Annotated in this window: 17 protein-coding genes; 11 read left to right on the plus strand and 6 right to left on the minus strand. The window is 62.5% G+C overall.

Annotated features, from left to right (window positions below; translation table 11 throughout):
* Nucleotide 1: 1 nt before the first annotated feature.
* Both ABWV23_RS12935 and ABWV23_RS12940 read right to left on the minus strand, forming a co-directional pair.
* Nucleotides 2-1,012, minus strand: coding sequence for a sugar ABC transporter substrate-binding protein (locus tag ABWV23_RS12935; RefSeq protein ID WP_353348369.1), 1,011 nt, complete (start codon nucleotides 1,010-1,012; stop codon nucleotides 2-4).
* 33 nt (nucleotides 1,013-1,045) lie between these two features.
* Entirely contained in the window at nucleotides 1,046-2,053 is a 1,008-nt protein-coding gene (locus tag ABWV23_RS12940) for an ABC transporter permease (RefSeq protein ID WP_353348371.1), read from the minus strand.
* A gap of 511 nt (nucleotides 2,054-2,564) precedes the next feature.
* Between ABWV23_RS12940 and ABWV23_RS12945 the strand changes: the two genes are divergently transcribed.
* Nucleotides 2,565-3,446 (plus strand): NAD(P)-dependent oxidoreductase, encoded by an 882-nt coding sequence (locus ABWV23_RS12945; RefSeq protein WP_353348373.1) that lies wholly within the window; start codon nucleotides 2,565-2,567, stop codon nucleotides 3,444-3,446.
* A 255-nt stretch (nucleotides 3,447-3,701) separates the two neighbouring features.
* Here ABWV23_RS12945 and ABWV23_RS12950 read toward each other — a convergent pair whose 3' ends face one another.
* From ABWV23_RS12950 to ABWV23_RS12965, 4 genes are read right to left on the minus strand one after another with little or no spacing between them, the layout of a single operon-like run.
* Nucleotides 3,702-5,204 carry a tripartite tricarboxylate transporter permease gene (locus tag ABWV23_RS12950; RefSeq protein ID WP_353348375.1) on the minus strand — a complete coding sequence of 501 codons (1,503 nt, stop codon included), beginning with the start codon at nucleotides 5,202-5,204 and terminating at the stop codon, nucleotides 3,702-3,704.
* A gap of 6 nt (nucleotides 5,205-5,210) precedes the next feature.
* Nucleotides 5,211-5,642 carry a tripartite tricarboxylate transporter TctB family protein gene (locus ABWV23_RS12955; protein WP_353348377.1) on the minus strand — a complete coding sequence of 144 codons (432 nt, stop codon included), beginning with the start codon at nucleotides 5,640-5,642 and terminating at the stop codon, nucleotides 5,211-5,213.
* The gene (locus tag ABWV23_RS12960; RefSeq protein ID WP_353348379.1) at nucleotides 5,639-6,607 is read right to left on the minus strand and encodes a Bug family tripartite tricarboxylate transporter substrate binding protein; all 969 of its coding nucleotides are present in this window, start codon (nucleotides 6,605-6,607) and stop codon (nucleotides 5,639-5,641) included. The genes ABWV23_RS12955 and ABWV23_RS12960 overlap by 4 nt, the downstream gene beginning before the upstream one ends.
* Before the next feature lie 52 nt (nucleotides 6,608-6,659).
* Entirely contained in the window at nucleotides 6,660-7,397 is a 738-nt protein-coding gene (locus ABWV23_RS12965) for a GntR family transcriptional regulator (protein WP_353348381.1), read from the minus strand.
* 67 nt (nucleotides 7,398-7,464) lie between these two features.
* Between ABWV23_RS12965 and ABWV23_RS12970 the strand changes: the two genes are divergently transcribed.
* The 10 genes from ABWV23_RS12970 (at nucleotide 7,465) to ABWV23_RS13020 (ending at nucleotide 17,793) form a co-directional block, all read left to right on the plus strand.
* A complete protein-coding gene (locus ABWV23_RS12970; protein ID WP_353348382.1) occupies nucleotides 7,465-8,421 on the plus strand; it encodes a hydroxymethylglutaryl-CoA lyase in 957 nt (318 codons plus the stop codon).
* 5 nt (nucleotides 8,422-8,426) lie between these two features.
* Nucleotides 8,427-9,647: a CaiB/BaiF CoA transferase family protein gene (locus ABWV23_RS12975; protein ID WP_353348384.1), complete on the plus strand. Its 1,221-nt coding sequence runs from the start codon at nucleotides 8,427-8,429 to the stop codon at nucleotides 9,645-9,647.
* 776 nt (nucleotides 9,648-10,423) lie between these two features.
* On the plus strand, nucleotides 10,424-11,659 hold the full coding sequence (locus ABWV23_RS12985) for a transporter substrate-binding protein (RefSeq protein WP_353348386.1): 1,236 nt from the start codon (nucleotides 10,424-10,426) through the stop codon (nucleotides 11,657-11,659).
* Nucleotides 11,660-11,680: 21 nt separating this feature from the next.
* On the plus strand, nucleotides 11,681-12,547 hold the full coding sequence (locus ABWV23_RS12990; RefSeq protein ID WP_353348388.1) for a branched-chain amino acid ABC transporter permease: 867 nt from the start codon (nucleotides 11,681-11,683) through the stop codon (nucleotides 12,545-12,547).
* 13 nt (nucleotides 12,548-12,560) lie between these two features.
* Nucleotides 12,561-13,601, plus strand: a complete 1,041-nt coding sequence (locus ABWV23_RS12995; protein WP_353348390.1) for an ABC transporter permease subunit — start codon at nucleotides 12,561-12,563, stop codon at nucleotides 13,599-13,601.
* Nucleotides 13,598-14,323, plus strand: a complete 726-nt coding sequence (locus ABWV23_RS13000; protein WP_353348392.1) for an ATP-binding cassette domain-containing protein — start codon at nucleotides 13,598-13,600, stop codon at nucleotides 14,321-14,323. The genes ABWV23_RS12995 and ABWV23_RS13000 overlap by 4 nt, the downstream gene beginning before the upstream one ends.
* On the plus strand, nucleotides 14,313-15,020 hold the full coding sequence (locus tag ABWV23_RS13005; protein ID WP_353348394.1) for an ABC transporter ATP-binding protein: 708 nt from the start codon (nucleotides 14,313-14,315) through the stop codon (nucleotides 15,018-15,020). Before ABWV23_RS13000 ends, ABWV23_RS13005 begins: the two co-directional genes overlap by 11 nt.
* A 53-nt stretch (nucleotides 15,021-15,073) precedes the next feature.
* Nucleotides 15,074-16,588, plus strand: coding sequence for an amidase (locus ABWV23_RS13010; protein WP_353348396.1), 1,515 nt, complete (start codon nucleotides 15,074-15,076; stop codon nucleotides 16,586-16,588).
* An 84-nt stretch (nucleotides 16,589-16,672) separates the two neighbouring features.
* Nucleotides 16,673-17,146 carry an urease accessory protein UreE gene (locus ABWV23_RS13015; RefSeq protein WP_353348398.1) on the plus strand — a complete coding sequence of 158 codons (474 nt, stop codon included), beginning with the start codon at nucleotides 16,673-16,675 and terminating at the stop codon, nucleotides 17,144-17,146.
* On the plus strand, nucleotides 17,143-17,793 hold the full coding sequence (locus tag ABWV23_RS13020) for an urease accessory protein UreF (RefSeq protein ID WP_353348400.1): 651 nt from the start codon (nucleotides 17,143-17,145) through the stop codon (nucleotides 17,791-17,793). The genes ABWV23_RS13015 and ABWV23_RS13020 overlap by 4 nt, the downstream gene beginning before the upstream one ends.
* The last annotated feature ends 2 nt before the right edge of the window (nucleotides 17,794-17,795 follow it).

The raw sequence follows: 17,795 nt of genomic DNA on the forward strand, positions 1-17,795 counted from the left end.
CTTACTTCAGCTGGTCGATGGTCCAGCAGTTGCGCCCGGTCGCATTGGACGCATCCACGCGGGTGATCGGGCCAAAGAACACCGTCTGTTCAGACCCTGCGGGACGTTCGGGGTTTTGCAGAAACTCGGAAATCTGCTGGGCCGCGATCTCGGCCTGGATCGGCGCGTTGAAGTTGTAAACGACGTCCAACAGCCCCTTGTCGATGCTGTCGCAGGCGGTATGCGCCCCGGCCCCGTTGGTCACGATGGTGACCTGGTCCTGCTTGCCTGCGGCCAGGACGGCCGCGCCTGCACCCACTTCAGCATTGTCCCAGATGCCCATGATCCCGCAGAGATCGGGGTGCTGTTGCAACACCGTCTCGGTGATCTGACGGGCCTTTTCGCTGTCATAATCGGCCGGCTGGTCCGAAACGAGCTCAAGCTCGGGGTTCTCGGTCAGTATCTGATCCAGCCCTTCGCGCATGTAAATATTCGCGGCGCCGGTCTGAACACCCGCCAGCCAGACGATCTTTTTCGAAGGTGCGCCTTCGGCCAGGCACGTCCGTGCCAGTTCCCCGGCCTCAAGCCGGCCCATCTCGATCCAGTCATTGCCGACATAGCTGTCGGTCTGGGTGATCGACTGCATGTTGATCTGCAAGATCTTGATACCTGCCTTCTGGGCCTGTTTCAGGGCACGGGCATAGGTTTGAACATCCGGGTTCTGCACGATCAGGACGTCAGGTTGGTCGGCAATCGCACCCTGCAGGGCGCGGATACCGGCGGCGGTATCCATGTTCGGATCCCGCACCTGGAATTCGAACCCGTAACGGTCCGCGTGACGCTCCCAAACGGCGGTCCAGGCCTGGTTCAGGTCCATTCCCTGCGACAGGGGAATAAAGATCACCTTCTTGTCCTTCAGGGCCTCCAGATAGGCCTGCCGACCCACCTGTTCGATCTCCTTGGCCGCCGCCGGCAGCCCTGTGAGCATCGCGGCCGTCAAGGCCGCTACAGTCGCTTTCTTGAAAATCTTCATTTGGTTTCCTCCCTTATTGAAACTCGAACGGATTTAGATGTCTCCGCTTTGCGAGGTCTGTTCGTCCCGTGGATTGATCACCGCATCGAGCGCCAGCGCGCCCAGCAGGATCACGCTCTTGATCAGGTTCTGGCTGGTGTAGCTGAAGTTCATGATGGTCATGCCGTTGATCAGGATCCCGACCAGTACGGTTCCCACCAGCACGTTGCGCACGCCACCCTGCCCACCCGACAGGCTGATGCCGCCCAGCACGACAACCAGCAGAACATCGTAGATCAGGGTCGAGTTGTAGAGCCGGGTGTTGATCCCCGAGACCAACCCGGTCAGCAGTATCCCCGCCGCATAGGCGATCAGCGCGGAGATCACGTATTGCGAGATAACCACCGGGCGAGATGGCAAGCCCATGGTGCGCGCCGTCTCCGGATTGTCCCCGGTGGCATAGACGAAACGGCCAAACCGGGTGAAACGCAGGAACAACGCGATCAGGGCTGCCACTCCAAAGAAGATCACGACGGAAACCGGAACTCCCAGGACCGTGCCCGATCCGATAAAGGTCAGCCATCCAATGCCGCCCGGCGCATAGAGGACGTCCGAATTGAACGCCACGCGCCCGCCTCCGTAAACGACCGAGGCCATGGCCAGCGTGGCAAAGATCGGCGGAACTTCGGCCACCGCAATCAGTACGCCCGTCACCAGCCCGCAGGCGGCGACCAGTAGCGCGCCTACCGCGATGGCCTCGCCAAAGGTAAAACCCTGGGTCGCCAGCCAGATGGCAAAGGCCACCCCCACCACCATGACCGCCACCATGGTGAGGTCGATCCCCCGTCCGACGATGACGAACCCCATGCCGACCGCCAGCATGCCCAGAATGGCCACGTTCTTGAGAAGGGCCAAAATGTTGCCTTGGGTCAGGAACCTGTCGAGCGCCATCGAAAACACGACGAAGAGAACCGCCGCGATGGCCATGACCACCCCTTCCTGCGTGATCTTGAACGGCGGTTTCACCCGCCCGCCCGGCGCGTCTTTTGCGTTGGATGCCATGTCATCCTCCCCTGCCGATCAAACAGACGCTTCCAGCCCCGGCACTGCCATGCCGGGCGTGTGAGATCGTCCGCGATCGTAAGCTCCTCCATGCCCCTTTCGGGGCCACCCCGTCTCCCGGCGGGGCGTTTCTCTCCGGCGTTGGCCGGGTTCGAAACAATGTGCCAACCGCCCCGGAGAACGACAATTCGATTTTTCTGATGCCCCGTGCAGAAATGGCGCGCCCCGCTCCACCCTGCGCGATCGGGCCACGCATTCCCCCCAAGAAAACGGATGAAATAACTGAAACCCGGGCGCAGATGGTTGTGCCGGAGACAACGCAACGCGCTGATATCGCCATCGTCAGAAAAGCAGAACGGGGTGTAAGAAAATGGCCCGGTCCGCGCGCCGGGTCGCCTTTCCCGACTTTGTGGACTCGGCTACTCCTGTGAAAATGCACGCGGGTCCGGTCAACGAAGCCTCAGGAAGGCGCCGGTAGAAACCTTGGCGCGTGCGTTTGTGGAGGACAGACATGAACGTAGGATTGATCGGCGTCGGGCTTATGGGCCACGGCATTGCACGCAACGTCTTGGGGCGGGGGGGAATGGCGCTTTCCTTCCTCGACCATCCGGGCAACCAGCCCGTGGAGGAGATCCTGGCGCTCGGCGGAACCGGCAGCGCGACCTCGGCCGAGGTGGCCGCCGCTTCAGACGTCATCATTCTCTGCGTTACCGGCTCGCCACAGGTCGAGGCGGTTCTTGCCGGCGAGGACGGGGTTCTTTCAAGTCTGCGTCCGGGCACCGTGGTGGTCGATTGCTCCACCGCCTTGCCCGAAGCCACTATTCGCATGGGTGAGATGGTAAAGGCCGCCGGGGGGGATTTCCTTGACGCACCGATGACACGCACGGCAAGACACGCGCACGAGGGGACGCTGAACCTGTTGGTCGGTGGCGATCCGGAGGTTCTTGAAAAAGTCCGTCCGGTTCTGTCCACCTTTACCGAGGCTGTCGATCACGTCGGTCCTCTCGGTGCCGGCCACCGGCTGAAGCTGTTGCACAACTACGTCTCCGTCGGTTTCATGACCTTGTTGGCCGAAGCTGCTGCCCAGGCTGCCGATGCAAACGTCGATCCCAAACGGTTTGTCGATGTCATCGCCACAGGCGGCGGGGCCAGCATTGCGCTTGACCGAATGGCGCCGTTCATCACTGACGGGGACAGCGAAGGACTGCCCTTTTTTGTCAGCAACGCGCTAAAGGACATCGACTATTTTCGAATGATGTCTGAACACGCCGGGGCGCAGAAAACCATCGCTGACGGCATTCATGCGGCGATCACCGCTGCGGTCGGAGACGGGCACGGGCAAGCATTTCTTCCCGAACTATCGCGTATCTTTCGCCGCCCGGAAGATAACTGAACCGGCGGTATGGCCTGGGAACGTGTATGGGGATTGCCAACGTCTTTGCGCGTGCTGGTGCGGGTCGTCGACGGACATGATAAAGCCCGCCGTTATGTGCTCAGCGCCTCGGTCTGGAGCGGATCGGCGCGTGACGCGGTTGGGATTGGCGGCGATCTTCGCGGCGGATTTTTTTCACCACACTAGTGACGACGCAGACCTCTACCGACTTTGGGGCGCCCCGTGGCTGCAAGCCCCGGAGCGCCCTCCGGCGGCTCAGTCGCGGCCTCGGGTCTGCGCCCCCTTGCGGGCCATACGGAAGGCCAGCATCAGCATCAGGATCGTGATCGCGTAGATCGTCAGCGCGATCGGACTTTCGAACAGCACCGCGAAATCGCCGCCGGAGATCGACAGCGCCCGGCGCAGGTTGTTCTCCATATCGGCGCCGAGCAGCAACCCCAGCACCACCGGCACCAGAGAGATGTCGAGCTTGCGCAGCAGATAGCCCAGCACCCCAAACCCGATCATCACCATCAGGTCAAAGGTCGAATGGCTGATCGAATAGATCCCGATGAAGCTGACCATCACGACGAAGGGCATCAGCAGCCATTGCGGCAGGCTCAGCAACCGGGTGAACAGGCCGACCATCGGGATGTTCAGGATCAGCAGGACGAAATTGGCGATATAGAGCGAGGCGATCAGGCCCCAGACCATGTCCGGTTCGCGCTCGAACAGCAGCGGACCGGGCTGGATGTTGAGCGAGATCAGCAGCGCCAGCATCACCGCCGTGGTGCCGCTCCCCGGCACGCCGAGGGTCAGCATCGGGATCAGCGCGCCGCCGGAGGCCGCGTTGTTGCCCGCCTCCGGTGCGGCGATGCCGCGCGGATCTCCCTTGCCGAAGGTGCCGTCCTTGTCGCTGAACTGTTTTTCGGTGGTATAGGAGACGAAGGCCCCGAGAGAGGCGCCCGCCCCCGGCAGAACCCCGCATATGAAACCGATGACCGAGCCGCGCAGCGAGGCGGTCAGCCCCTTGGTGATCTCGCTCAGGCGCGGTAATGCCCGTCCAAGCGGTATCCTGTCGCCGCCCGAGCGTGCCGCCGTCTCGAAATAGACCAGCACCTCGCTTATGGCGAACAGCCCGACGATCGAGACGATCGGATCAAACCCGTCATAGAGGTTGAAGGATCCGAAGGTATAGCGCGCGGTGCCGGTGCCGGGATCGAGCCCGACCGTGGCCAGCATCAGCCCCAGGAACGCGGCGAGCAGTGTCTTGGCCGGGTTGACGCCCACGACCCCGCCGATGGTGGCAAAGGCCATGACATAGAGCGCGAAATAATCGCTTGGGCCGAAGTGGATCGCGGCCTGCGCCAGCAGCGGGGCAAACAGCGTCAGGCCGATGGTCGCCGCGGTGGCGCCGATGAAGGAGGCGACGGCGGAGATGCCCAGGGCCTCGGCCGCCTTGCCTGCCTTGGCCATGGGATAGCCGTCGAGCGTGGTCATGATCGCCGGCTCGTCGCCGGGGATGTTCAGCATGATGCTGGAGATGCGCCCGCCGTACATGCAGCCATAATAGATGCAGGACAGCATGATCAGCGCCGAGGCCGGTTCCAGCTTCATCGCGAAGGCCAGCGGGATCAGGATCGCCACGCCATTGACCGGGCCGAGCCCCGGTAGGGCGCCGATCAGCGTCCCGACGAAACAGCCGAAGAAGGCCAGCAGCAGGTTGGTCGGCGTGAGCGCGACCGAAAAGCCGGCGCCGAGCGCATCAAGAAGTTCCATGGAATATCAGCCCGTGAGATTGGGAAGAAGAGGCAGCGGAAGCCCCAGAAGCCGGTCGAACGACACATAGAGCAGCAGCGCGATCACCACGCCGGCGCTGATCGCCTTTTGCCAACCCGTGCCGATCAGCCGCGCAAGCAGGGTGACGCCGAGCATTGTCGCCAGCGGAAAACCGAGCCGCTCCAACAACAGGGCATAGCCCAGCAGAACCGCCAACGTGGCGGCCTGCCGGGCCATTGGCCGGCCCGTTGCCCAGGCCGGATTCGACCCCGGTTGCAGGATCATCATGACGCTCATCAGCGCCGCGGGCACCGCGACCATCATGGGAAAGGCCGCGGGGCCCAAGGGGTCGCCGAAGCTCGCCTTGTAATCCCCCGCGGTCACGCCGTACCAGATCGACAGTGTCAGAAACACCAGGCCGACGATACGGTCTGTCATTCGATGACCCCGATTTCACGCGAAATCTGTTCCATCTTGGCGGATTGCTCGACCACGTAGCCCTCGAAGGCCGTGCCGCCGCGCCATACCGGAACCAGGCCGTTGGCCTTGGCCGCCTCTTTCCAGGCCTCGCTGTCATAGAGGGTCTTCAGCTTTTCGACCCAGGCGTCATAGGCCTCGGCGGACACGTCCCCGCCGGTGTAGAAGCCGCGCCAGTTATAGCCGGTCACGTCGTACCCCTGTTCCTTGGCGGTCGGGGCGTCCGGGAAGGCCGGGATGCGTTCATCCGACAGCGCCGCGAGGATGCGGATATCGCCGGATTCGACAAAGCCGGCAATCTCGCCCAGGTCGGTCGATACGGCGCCGACCTGACCCCCCATCATCTGGGTCACCGCCGGGCTGCCGCCGTCGAACTGGACCCAGCGGATCGCCTTGTAGTCGTTGCCGGACATGCCTGCCGAATCCGCCAGCATCAACAGGCGGATATGGTCCCAACCGCCGGCGCCGGACGACCCTGCCACCGGTACCGAGGTCGGATCGGCCTTGAGCGCGGCCAGCAGGTCATCGATCGACTTGTACTCGGAATCGGCGTCAACGACGATCACGCCCACGTCGCTTCCCAGCATCCCAAGCCAGCGCATCACGCTGACATCGCCGGGGTATTTGCCCTGTGCGATCTGGGTCACGCCGACGGTCGAGGTGGCGACCAGAAGATCGGCATCGTCCGAGCGCTTGGCCGCCACGTTCGCGAAGGCCACGGCGCCGACGCCGCCGGGCATGTTGGTGACCTGGACAGGCGCGTCCACGATGTCCAGTTCATGCAGGAGCTGGCCCACGGTCCGGCAGGTGAAGTCCCAGCCGCCGCCCGGATCGGCCGGCGCGATGCATTCCTCCGCGCTGGCCGTGGTGACCCCCAGTGTCGCGGTCAGGATGGCCGCTCCGAAGATGTTTCTAGCGAAAAACATGTCGTTTTTTCCTCCCTCGTGTCTTCTCCGAAATGTGCCGGCGGACCGGCGCTCAGGCATCCTTGCGGGGATGCCGGATGGCGTCGTCGGGATCGTCGGCAAAGCTGCGCGCACCAAGATAGCGCCGCGCCTCGCCTATGGCCCCGAGGATCTGATCCCGCACGGCGCGCGTGTGCGCGCGGATTGCGGTGACGGCCTTGTCCACATCGCCGTGCCGGACATGTGCGATGATTTCCGAATGTTCGCGGTGGGCGACTTCGCGCTCGCCGGGATCACTGGCCAGAAGCCAGCGGGCGCGCAGCGCGCGGCGGGCGGCATCGCGCACGGCCTCGCGCAGGTAGCGGTTGCCCGACAGCTCGGCCAGCTCAACGTGGATATCCAGGCCGGAGCCGAGCCAATCCTCCGGCTCCAGTTCCTCGAGGCCGCGATCGACAGTCGCCTGCAATGCGTCGAGTTGCTCGGGCGTGGCCCGTTCGCAGACCAGCCGGACCGCCGAAACCTCGACCTCTTCGCGGAACTCGAACAGCTCGACCAGCTCCTGCACATCGAAGGGGGCAACGACGTAACTGCGGGTGATGCGCTGTACCAGCCCCTCCTGGATCAGGGTGGCCAGAGCCTGTCGGATCAATGTCCGGGATACGCCGTAGCGGGTCTCGAGATTGCGCTCGGATACCGCCTCGCCCGGCGCGAGCGCCAGCGACAGGATGTCCGCGCGCATCTGCGCAAGCGCCTGTTCGTGCAGGCGCTTCGGCTCTTCTCCTGCCGTGTCGGACGTGGTGCGTGTCGGCATTGACCCTCCCTCTCCGCAATTGGTATACCACTCCGGTAGACCAAATCAATCACCTTTTGGAGCCCCCATGCCGCATACCAGGATCGAAGGTTTTCCCGCCGAGGTTCGGATCACCGAAGTCGGCCCCCGCGACGGGTTGCAGGCCTTGCCCGACTGGGTGCCGACCGAGGCCAAGATCGCCATGGTCAACGACCTGATCGCCGCCGGCTTGCGCCAGTTCGAGGTCAGCTCTTTCGTTTCTCCACGGGCGGTGCCGCAGATGCGCGACGCTGCCGAGGTGTTTGCCGGGATCGATCGCGGCAAGGGCGCCGAGCTGACCGCGCTGGTGCCCAACGCCCGTGGCGCCGCCCGCGCGGTCGAGGCCGGGGTCGATGCGATGGTGGTGTTCCTCTCCGCCTCGGAAAGCCACAACCAGGCCAACGTGAATTGCAGTCGCGAAACCTCGCTGACAGCGTTCCGCGAGATTTGCCGCATCGGGGAAGAGGCCGGGATTCCGGTGCAGGGCGCCATCGCCACCGCCTTCGGGTGCCCGTTCGAAGGGGATGTGCCGGTCACGGCGATCACCGAGCTGGCGCGCGCCTATGCGGATATGGGCATCACCCGCATCAGCCTGGGCGACACCACCGGCATGGCGACGCCTCTGCTGGTGCAGGAGCGTTGCCGCGCACTGAAGCGCGAGGTGCCGGAGGCCGCGATCACGCTGCATTTCCACAACACCCGGGGGGTTGGACTGGCCTGTGTCTATGCCGGGCTCTTGGAGGGGATCACCCGCTATGAATCCAGTCTTGGTGGATTGGGCGGCTGTCCCTTCGCGCCCGGCGCGACGGGCAATATCTGCACCGAGGACCTGGTCTATCTGCTGGAGGAATCGGGCGTTGCGACCGGAGTCGATCTGGAGGCGGTCTTCGCGGTCGCCCGCCGCATGGAAAAGATACTGGACCGGCCGCTGCCGGGACAGGTGATGAAGGCAGGGCCGCGGTTGACCTTGCATCGGCGTGACGCGGTGCCCTGTGCGGCAGGATGAGCAGCATGACCGATAAGACGACGGCGCCCCGCCTGCCGCTGGACGGACTCCGCGTGATCGACCTCACCCGTGTCCTGTCGGGGCCCTATTGCTCGATGATGCTGGGGGACATGGGGGCCGAGGTCCTCAAGATCGAAACGCCCCAGGGTGATCCGGTGCGGGCCCAGGGGACGATCCGCGACGGGCTGTCATGGTATTTTGCCAGCTTCAACCGCAACAAGAAGTCGGTGGTGCTCGACCTTTACACGGAGGCCGGCCGGGCGGCGCTGGCCCGGTTGCTGGCGGATGCCGATGTCCTGCTGGAGAATTACCGCCCCGGTGTGCTGGAGAAGATGGGGTTCGGCAAGGAGCGCCTGCAACAGATCAATCCGCGCCTCGTCACGGCCTCGATCAACGGGTTCGGCAGCACCGGCCCTTACGTCGAGCGGCCGGCATTCGATTTCATCGCGCAGGCGATGAGCGGGTTGATGGCGACCAATGGCCCGGCAGGCGGTGAACCCATGCGCATGGCGCAGCCGATTACCGATCTGCTGGCCGGAGTCTACTGTGCCTTTGGCGTCGTCACCGCCCTGCGCGGGCGGGATCTGAACGGCAACGGCCAGCACGTCGAGGCGGCCATGGTCAACGGAGCCATGAGCACCATGGCCTATCTCGCGGCGGAATATTTCGCCACCGGAGCCGAGTCCGAGCGGACCGGCAACGACCATCCGCTGGTTGCGCCCTATGGCTTGTTCCAGGCCGCGGACGGAAAGATCGCCATCGCCCCGTCGAACGACACCATCCTGCGACGGCTGCTGGACGCACTGGATCTGGGGCATCTGATGTCGGACGAGCGGTTCGACACCAATGCCAAGCGTTTTGCCTGCCGCGACGTGTTGCACCGGCTTCTCGACGAGAGGTTGGTTACCGATACGCAGGATGCCTGGATTACCCGGCTCAACGCCGCCGGCGTGCCTTGCGGGCGGGTGCAAAGCCTGAGCGAAGCGTTCGAGGATCCTCAGATCGTGGCGCAGGAGATGGCGATCGAGGTCGATCACCCTGGCCATGGCCCGGTGCGCATGCTGGGGTTCCCGGTAAAGCTGGACAAAACGCCCTGCACCCCCCGCCTGCCCGCGCCGGAACTCGGCGCGCATACCCATGAGGTCCTGCAGGGGGCCGGCTTCACCGCCGAGGAAATCGCCGATCTGACGGGCGCGACCGAGGAACGTCGGAGTAAAAGGGGCTGAGCGCCCTCTCTTGCGTACCCGGCGTGTTGCGCAACACCCCAGAGCCCGCTCCCGGATCTTCTCGGCGCCGCGGGCACGATTGTTTCTTGCCTGCTCGATAGGATGGGGCGGCCGTTCAGACCGACACGAACCCCGCAATCAACCATCGTGCGGCAATCCCGCGGAATGCCATTCCCAAGTTGTTTTCAGCTGAACGCGATCCTGTTGGGATGATGGCGCTCGGGAGGACATTTCGGCGGATCGGGCAGATGGCGCTGATCCGGTCATGTGTCGCGAGGTACCGCTGCGCTGGCCCGGGGGAACTGAATTGCTCCATGATTTTTCCCGCGGCGCCTCCGGACAAGGATGTCGCGTAGGTTGCCGTTGGTATCTTTCGCGCGCCAGGGCGAGTGCTTTTTGGCATTGATCGGGAGCACGACTTCTCCCAAGAGCCATTTGTCGTTCGGAGGGGTCTGGTCTCGCCGAATACAAGCGGCGAACTGCGCCGCAAAGCCCTGGCCCGGGATCACCTGAGCAAAGCCGATGTCATCCGGGTCGCAAAGCGCGAGGCCGCGCTATGCGTGTTCGTCGATGGCCCCGGCTCGCGACTGCAGGTCGATTAATGGGTCCCGAATCCCGCTTCAACACAAAAGGTGGTCACCATTCAGGCAGATGACCTCGGATGTGCACAATAAATCATCACAGTTCGTGGATTCCGGCATTATTAGAAAATGGATATTCTACTTTTCAAGTAAATCTGAGAGCGTCGGGCCAGTCCATCTACCAACGGGGATAACATGACCAAACTCAGCAGACGGAACTTCCTTCAAACCACTGGCATGGCCAGCGCGGCCATTCTGGCCGCACCGCTGGTCGCACGAGCCCAGGCCGACACAATCAAGATCGGTGGCCTGCACGACCTGTCCGGCGCACTTGATTCGGTCGGCGTTCCGATGAACCAGGTGTTCAAGCTCGCCATCGACGAGATCAACGAGGCCGGAGGCCTGCTTGGCAAAATGCTCGAGCCGGTGATCTATGACCCGCAGTCGAACATGTCACTGTATTCGCAGTATGCCACGCAGCTGGCTCTGAAGGACCGTGTCGATGTGGTTCTGGGCGGCATCACGTCCGCCTCGCGCGAGACGATTCGCCCGATCTTTCACCGCTACGACACCTTCTACTTCTACAACACCCAGTACGAAGGCGGTGTATGCGACCGCAACGAGGTCACGCTGGGCACCACGCCCGCGCAGACCGTTGCCCGCCTGATCCCGTATGGCATGAACCTGTACGGCAAGAAGGTTTACACCATCGCGGCCGATTACAACTATGGCCACATTACCGCGGCCTGGGTGAAACGCTACGTCGAGGAAAACGGCGGCGAAGTCATTGAAACCGAATTCTTCCCGCTGGACGTGTCGCAGTTCGGTTCGACCGTGTCCAAGATCCAGGGCGCAAAGCCTGATTTCGTCCTGTCGGCACTGGTCGGCACGTCGCACATGGGCTTTTACCGTCAGTGGGCGGCAGCCGGCATGAAATCGGAAATCCCGGTGATGTCGACCGTGTTGGGCGCCGGCGGATCGGACCAGTTGCTCCTGACCGCCGAAGAGGGCAATGGCCTCACCGCGTCGTTTGGGTATTTCGAGGAGATCGACAACCCGACCAACAAGGCATTCCTCAAAAAGGTCGCGGCGGCCTATCCCGACAAGGATTGGGTGATGTCCGAGATTTCCGAAGTAACCTACGAGGCCGTCAGGATGTGGGCCGACGCGGTTGCCGAGGCTGGCACCACCGAACGCGATCCGCTGCTTGAGGTGCTGACCTCGGGCAAGACCTACGACATGCCTGCCGGCAAGGTCAAAATCGACCCCAAGACCCAGCACGCCATTCGCGACGTGTACATCGCGGAGCTGCAGGACCAGGTGTTCAACATCAAGAAAGCCTTTCCCAATAGCCCGCCGACCGACACTCAGATGGTCTGTGATCTGATCGCAAACCCTGACTCGAACAAGCACGTCGAGATCAGCCTCTGATCTGAATAGCAGGAGACGAGCATGGACTATACTATCGTAATCGCCCTTGAAATGGTGCGCGCCGTTGCTTGGCTGGTGCTGCTGGCCTCGGGGCTGGCGATCATCTTTGGCATGATGCGGATCATCAACTTCGCCCACGGAGAATTCCTTATGCTGGGCGGATACACGGTGGTTATTTCCACCGGACATGGCGTGAACGAATGGTTTGCCATGCTCGTCCTTGCGCCCATCGTGGTTGGCATCTTTGGTGTCCTTGTCGAACGGCTGGTGATCCAGCGGCTTTATGGGCGCATCCTTGACAGCCTCTTGGCGACATGGGGGCTGTCGATGCTGATGATCGGCGGCGTGACGATGATCTTCGGCAATTCAGTCACCGGGGTTGCGACCCCGTTGGGCGGGATGAGCATCGGGGACTACCAGATGCCGCGCTATAACCTCGTGTTGATCTTTGCCGCCATTGCGCTGCTGGCGCTGATCTGGGCGGTGCTGAAATTCACCAAGGCCGGGCTGATTGCCCGCGCCACCATGCAGAATCCCGATATGTCCGAGGCTTTGGGCATCCCGACGCGCTGGGTCTACATGGCGACCTTTGGCATCGGCTCGGCCGTCACCGGTTTTGCCGGCGCGCTGCTGGCTCCGCTGACGGGCGTTGTGCCGACCATGGGCGTGAACTTCATTGCGCAAAGCTTCATCACCGTGATCACCGGGGGCGCCTCCGTCATCACCGGCACGCTGACAGCGGCGGGTCTTCTTGGCTCGATCAGCCAGGGCGTGACGTTCCTTTCCGGGCCTGTCTATGGCGACGCGGCACTGCTTCTGGCCGCGCTTGTACTGCTACGGCTGCTGCCGCTGGGCATCACCGGAAGCATCTTCAAGAAATCTTTGTAAGGGACTGGGGCTAATGGAAAAAAAAGTTACCCGTGATCCAGGTTTCTACATCATGGTCGCCATAGGGCTGGCAGTGATGTTCATCGCTCCGGTGATGCTGGATCTCTTTACCATCATGCAGATCACGCAATATGTCGTTCTGTCGATCTTCGCCCTGTCCCTCGGATACATCTGGGGCTTCGGAGGCATCCTGAGCTTTGGTCAAGCGGCCTTCTTTGGCCTTGGTGCGTATACCTTCGCGGTTGCGTCGATCAATATGGGCAGCACGACGATCCCCTTGGTGCTGTCCATCATCGTCCCCACGGTTTTTGGCGCAGCGCTTGGGTATTTCATGTTCTACGGCCGATTGTCGGACGTCTACCTTGGTGTTGTGACAATGGTCGTGGCGCTGATTTTCTGGAAGCTGATCAACCACACTGCCGGGCCCGAGTATTCCATCGGATCGGCGCGGCTTGGGGGCTTCAATGGGATCCCGTCGATCCCGACACTGCACATCCCGGGCGATCCCGGCGCATGGCTGGATCCGGGCCAGATGTTCCAGGTGTTCATGGGTTTCTTGATCGTCATCTACGTTGCTCTGCGGTTCCTTATCGCGTCCGACTTCGGCCGCGTCACCATCGGCATCCGCGAGAACGAGACCCGCGCCGCGCTGTTGGGCTATGACGTGCGCAAACAAAAGGTCATCGTATTCGCCATTGGCGGCGGCATTGCAGGCCTCGCTGGGGCCATGTGGGCCACCTACCAGGCGTTCATCGACCCGAACTCAGTGTCGATGGAAATGTCTGCCAAAGCGCTTGTCTGGGTCATGGCGGGTGGTGTCGGCACCCTGGTCGGTCCGATTATCGGCTGCATTCTCTTGCAATGGCTGACGCTGCAACTTGGCACCGTGGACGTGGTCAATCCGATCGCCGTGCTTGGCGCAATCATGGTGGTGCTGGTCTTGGCGCTGCCCAAGGGCATCGTGCCGACCGCACGCTCGCTGGCGCTTGGCGGCTACGTGCTGTGGAAACGCAACCATGGGCGGGATGTGCCCGCAAAGGCCGTGAAAGAATGAGCAAATACCTCCTTACCACTCGTGGTCTGACCATGCGCTTTGGCGGTGTGACGGCTGTAGACAACGTTGATTTCAACTTGGCGGAAGGCGAACTGCGCTGTCTGTTGGGGCCGAACGGGGCGGGGAAATCCACCTTCTTCAAATGCCTCACCGGCCAGCTGACGCCGACCGAGGGCAAGATTACCCTGTCCGATCAGGACATTACCGGCGCGCTGACGCATCAGATCGTCAACCTTGGCGTGGGTATCAAGACCCAGGTCCCCAACGTCTTCGATGGCGTCACCGCCTATGAAAACGTGCGGTTGTCTGCCCGTCGCAAACACCTCGCGCCGATGGCCAAAGACCTGACGCATCACACCTTGGAACGCTGCGGCATCACCCATCTGGCCAAGCGCGAGGTTGGTCTGTTGTCCCACGGTCAGCGCCAGCTGGTGGAACTGGCGATGGTGCTGGCGGGTGAGCCCAAGCTGATCTTGCTGGACGAACCTGCTGCCGGGATGACGGGAGATGAACGCGACCGCCTTGCACAGCTCGTGCTGGAATCCGCCCGAAGCGCAGCTGTGGTCGTGGTCGAACACGACATGGCCTTCATCCGGCAGATTGCCAATTTTGTCACGGTCTTCAATCGGGGCGCAATCTTCCGCGAAGGAATGATCAACGACATCATGCAGGACCGCGAGGTTCAGGAAATTTACCTAGGGAAACAGGCCAATGCTGCTTGACGTAAAGGATCTGTCGGCCGCCTACGGCCTCGTGCCCGCGCTGCACCGCGTCAACTTCCATGCGAAAGCGGGCGAAATCGTCGGCATTCTGGGCCACAACGGCATGGGCAAAACCACGCTGATGCGCTCGATCATGGGCTATGTGAAAGTCACCGGCGGCGAAATCAACTTCGATGGCCGGTCCATCCGCGGCACCGCCGTGGACGCGCGTGCCAAGATGGGAATCGGACTTGTTCCTCAGGGCCGGCAGATCTTTCCGAACCTCACGGTCGAGGAGAACCTGCATGTCGCCATCTCAGGCGGCAAGACCGAGATGGCGCGGGTCAGTGATGAAATGCTTGAACTGTTTCCTCGTCTGAAGCGCTTGCTTGACCGTCGTGGTGGCGCGCTGTCAGGCGGCGAGCAGCAACTCTTGGCGCTGGCGCGCTGCCTGGCACGCCATCCCCGCCTGATGCTGTTGGACGAGCCGACCGAAGGCATCCAGCCGTCGATCATTGACGAAATTGTCGACACCCTTTCGGCACTGACCAAGAAGATCGACATCACCATCGTTCTGGTGGAACAGAATCTCGATTTCATCACCGGTCTGTCGGATCGCGTCTACGCCATTTCGAATGGCGTTCTGGAACGCGAAATCCCCAAGTCCGAACTGACAGATGCCAGTGCAGTGAGCGCCTTTATGGGTTTCACCGCCTGAACTCGCGCCCCTTCGGGGCGCCCTCAAACGACACCATTGAAAGGAATGATTGGATGTCTGTGACACTTCCGAACGAAGAACAATTGGCCGATGTGGCCAAGCGCCTTGGCTTCAACCTCTCGCCCGAGGATGTGAAATCATTTCAGGGGCTGATGCAGGGTTATGTTGATGACTACAACGCGATCGACCTGATGATCGACCCGGTGCCCGAGGTGACCTACCCGCGCACCCCCGGCAAACGTCCGCCGGTAGAAGAAAACGAGCTGAATGCCTGGTACGTCAAATCCACCGTGACCGGTGCCCCCGAAGGCAAGCTCAAGGGCAAGACCGTCGTCCTGAAGGACAACGTCATGCTGGGCGGCGTGCCGATGATGAACGGCTCGTCCACCTTGGAAGGCTATGTCCCCAACATTGACGCCACCGTCGTGACGCGGCTGCTGGACGCGGGTGCCACCATCGTGGGCAAGGCGCATTGCGAGTGTTTCTGCATGTCTTGCGGCTCGCACACCTCGGCGTTGGGGCCGGTTTGCAACCCGAATGATCCGACGAAATCCGCTGGCGGGTCGTCGTCGGGCGCGGCTGCATTGGTCGCGAAGGGCGAGGTCGACATGGCCGTCGGTGGCGATCAGGGCGGATCGATCCGCATGCCGTCAGCGTTCTGCGGCACCGTGGGCATGAAGCCGACGCATGGCCTTGTTCCTTATACCGGCATCGTGCCGATCGAAATCACGGTCGACCACACCGGCCCGATCACCGCGACTGTCGCTGACAGCGCGTTGATGCTCGAAGTGCTTGCCGGGTCCGATGGTTATGACAGCCGTCAAATCGATATCTCGGTTTCCAACTACACCGAGGCGCTGGACAAGCCGGTCAAGGGCATGAAGGTCGCCATCCTCAAGGAAGGGTTCGGCCACGCCAATTCCGAAGCGGCCTCCGACGACAAGGTCCGCGAAGCGGCCAAGAAGCTTGAGGCACTTGGCGTTACCGTCGAAGAAGTCTCGATCCCCTTGCACCTGATGGGCCCGGCAATCTGGACCCCGATCGGGCTGGAAGGCTCGATGCAGACGATGATGCTGGGCGATGGCTACGGCACGTCGCGTTCCGATCTCTATGTCACCAGTTTCATGGATTTCCATCGCGGTTGGCGCGAACGCGCCGACGAGTTGTCCGAGACGCTGAAGTGCGCGATGCTGTTCGCGCAATACGCTGACGATCAGCACGGCAAGCGTTACTATGGCAAGGCCCATAACATCGTCAAAACCCTGCGCGCTGCCTATGACGCGGTGCTGGCCGATTACGATGCGATCCTGATGCCCACCGTTCCGATGGTCGCGACGCCGCTCCCGGCAGCTGATGCCAGCCGTGAGGAAATCCTTCAGCGTGGCTTTGAAATCCTCGCGAACACCGCGCCGTTCGACATCACCCATCACCCGGCGCTGTCGGTGCCCTGCGGCACAGTCGATGGCCTGCCCGTGGGCATGATGTTGGTCGGCAAACTGTGGGATGAAAGCACCCTGTATACGCTGGCCGACGCGTTCGAGAAATCGGGCGACTGGAAGACCTGGTAAGCGGATCAAGACCACCTCTCTGGTGAACCAGCCCGTCCCTCGCGCTTTTGGGGGGCGGGCCCTTTTCCCCGCAAGGAAAGATCTATGGAAGACGTGTCACCCAATGCCCCTCTGATGCTCGAGGCTGTTCTGGGCCAGATGTCAGATCCGGAATGGCATGATCGACTACACGCTCTGGAACATGAGGGGGCGCTGGAATACCTGTCGATCCCCGAAACGGACAGCGCCCGTAAACGGATGCGCCTTCACACCGACAAGGGGCGCGATTGCGCCATCGCCTTGTCGCGCGAACAATCATTGAGCGATGGTGCGGTGCTGTTTCACGACGGGCGGCTTGCCATCGTTTCCCGCATTGATGGCGCGGCCCGGTTGCGGTTGAAGCCCGCAACGGTCAATGACGCGATGCGCCTTGGCCACTGGTGCGGCAACCTGCACTGGAAAGTAGTGTTCGGGCCTGGAGTCATGGACGTAGTGCTGGATGGTCCGGTCGATCGCTACATCGACCGACTGAGCGACCTGCGGGACCTCGCAGAATTTGAAATCCTGGATCTGGAATGACCCTGTCGGCGATCCGCGCGATGCAACTTGCGGACAGCAGCTTTCCGTCCGGGGTCTTTGCGTTTTCCTGGGGGCTGGAAAGCGCACTGGCCGATGGGCAGGTCTGCAAGGCGACCCTGCCGGACTGGATCGCAGCCGAACTGCGCACCCGCTGGCACCGTTTTGACCGGGTGGCATTGGCCGGGGGGCACCGCTTGACCGGCGCGGCGTTGACCGACTGGTTCGACACCGTCGACACCCTGATGCCCGCCGAAGGATTGCGCCGGGACAGCGTGCAGGCGGGCGATGCCCTGTTCGCCTCGGCGCGCGCCTTGCACATCGATTTGGACCCTGGCGCGCTGGCCGCGCAATCCCAAGGCACCGGGCATTTCGCCGTGGCCCATGGCGTTTTCCTGCGGGCTTGCGGGCTGGATCTGGCCAATGCGCTGGCCACCTCGGCGCTCAGCATGGCGCGGGGCGCATTTTCTGCCGCCGTGCGCCTTGGCGTTTCGGGGGCGATCACCACGCAGCGCGACCTGCTCGCGTTGGCCCCGCTGATTGCCGATCTGGCAACCGAACCCGAGCCGAACGCGCTGCCCTCGGGTGCCATGCCGCTGTCCGACGTGGCGCTCATGCGCCCCCGCTCGGGGCGGCTGTTCATCAACTAAGG

The sequence above is a fragment of the Aquicoccus sp. SU-CL01552 genome, assembly GCF_040365005.1.
Lineage (GTDB): Bacteria > Pseudomonadota > Alphaproteobacteria > Rhodobacterales > Rhodobacteraceae > Antarcticimicrobium.